The sequence below is a fragment of the Klebsiella sp. RHBSTW-00484 genome, from assembly GCF_013705725.1.
Lineage (GTDB): Bacteria > Pseudomonadota > Gammaproteobacteria > Enterobacterales > Enterobacteriaceae > Klebsiella.
The window spans coordinates 1-1,793 of sequence record NZ_CP055496.1; the positions used below are offsets into that span (position 1 = coordinate 1).

At 55.7% G+C, this 1,793-nt stretch carries 4 protein-coding genes; 2 read left to right on the plus strand and 2 right to left on the minus strand.

The genetic code is table 11. The features are described from left to right. Nucleotides 1–439 (plus strand): cation transporting ATPase C-terminal domain-containing protein (locus tag HV213_RS33080; RefSeq protein ID WP_181486582.1); only part of this gene is annotated, 439 nt, incomplete at its 5' end. 167 nt (nt 440–606) lie between these two features. Here HV213_RS33080 and HV213_RS33085 read toward each other — a convergent pair. Both HV213_RS33085 and HV213_RS33090 read right to left on the minus strand, forming a co-directional pair. Then, a complete protein-coding gene (locus HV213_RS33085) occupies nt 607–756 on the minus strand; it encodes a hypothetical protein (protein ID WP_176564481.1) in 150 nt (49 codons plus the stop codon). 72 nt (nt 757–828) lie between these two features. Further along, nucleotides 829–1,434, minus strand: a complete 606-nt coding sequence (locus HV213_RS33090) for a recombinase family protein (protein ID WP_000509966.1) — start codon at nt 1,432–1,434, stop codon at nt 829–831. Between the two features lie 94 nt (nt 1,435–1,528). Here HV213_RS33090 and HV213_RS33095 point away from each other — a divergent pair. After that, the coding region (locus tag HV213_RS33095) for a DUF4158 domain-containing protein (protein WP_150235161.1) at nt 1,529–1,793 on the plus strand (265 nt) is incomplete at its 3' end.

Consider the following 1,793-nt stretch of genomic DNA (forward strand, 5'->3'; position numbering starts at 1 on the left):
CCGTCCGCCGCGCGATCCTAAGCTGCATGCGATGGACGGCTTTGCCATCTGGCGGGTAATTTTTGTCGGTTCGATGATCGCCGTGAGCGCCTTTGTGCTGGAGGCCTGGCTACAGCCGCGAGGCTACTCACCTGAGTTTATCCGCACCGTACTGTTGCAGACGCTGGTCACCGCACAGTGGTTTTATATGCTCAACTGCCGGGTGGCGGATGGTTTCTCACTGAGCAAAGGGCTGCTGGCGAACCGGGGTATCTGGATTGTCAGCGGCGTGTTGCTGGTGCTGCAACTGCTGATTATCTACGCGCCGTTTATGCAGATGCTGTTCGGTACCGAAGCGCTGCCGTTCCGCTACTGGGTGATCACCTTTATTATCGGTTTTGTGATGTTCCTGATTGTGGAAATTGAGAAGCCGCTGACGCGCAAGTGGCGCACGGCCTGAGTCATTCCCGGAGGCGGTGCTGCGCACCTGTCCGGGCTACCAGACAGCCGCATAATCGGTAGCCCGGACAGACGCAGCGCGCCGCCACCGTGGAAAACCAAAAAACAAAAGCCGACGCATAACGCGTCGGCTTTTCCGTTTCAGACAAAGAACACGATCTTAATCGATCAATCTTTGAGTTTAACCGGGTTATTACGATAGGCCGCCAGCTTCGCGCGCATCCAGCTGCTGCTGTTGTTATTGACCGCGCTCACCACGCCAGTGGTGGCACCGCCGCCGACCTGCACATGGAAAATACCGCGTGACGGGAAATCCACATATTTTGGTTCAGTGAAATCCCACTCATGACGCTTGAAGGGGTCGGTTCCGGCTGAGGGCGAAATGACACCCTAAGCGTTAGCTCTGTGTCGTTGCACGATGTCAGCGACGGTATTCTTGCTGATACCGAGCTCGCGTGCGATCCAGCGATAGCTGCGTCCCTCGGCCCTCATCGCAACCACCTTAGGCAAAAGTCGGTCTGATTTTGGTCGCACTCCGGCCTGACGACCAAGCCTCTTACCACGTGCCTTCGCAACAGCAAGGCCTGACTTGACCCGCTCGCTGATGAGATCCCGCTCAAACTCCGCAATGCCGGAAAGAAACGTCGCCAGCATTCGTCCATACGGCGACGAAAGATCGAACGCCATTCCATTCATGGCTATCACGGAAACCTTCCAGTTCTCCAGTTCACGTAGCGTATTGAGCAGATCGAGCGTCGAGCGCCCCCACCGGGAAAGCTCAGTGACCAGGATTGCATCAATTTGTCTGGACTGGGCAAGCGCCAGGACTTTCTTTCGCTCGGCCCGGTCGAGTTTAGTTCCTGAACCTGTTTCCTTAAATATTCCCACCACGTCGTAGCCGGCACGGCCGGCGAAGGCTCGCAGATCAAATTCCTGGCGTTCACAAGACTGATCCGCTGTTGAAACCCGGCAGTAAATGGCGGCACGATGTCCCAATTGAACCCTCCTGGATTTTTGTATCGGAACGCCCTGATTTATATGGGCTGGCTGTTGTCCAAAACAGACTATACTTCAAAAGGGACGAATTTGTATGTCACGACGCCATATTTTCACCGAACGGCAGCGAGCAGCGCTGTTCGATCTGCCCACGGACGAACTGTCGCTACTGAAGTTCTACACGCTGGGCGATGATGACCTGGAAAACATTAGGCAGCGCCGCAGACCGGAAAACAGGATTGGCTTTGCCCTGCAACTTTGTGCCTTACGATATCCGGGCCGTGCACTGGCTCCTGGTGAGATGATCCCGCGTGAAGTCCTTTCCTTCGTCGGTGCTCAGCTTGGAGTTCCGGCTGATG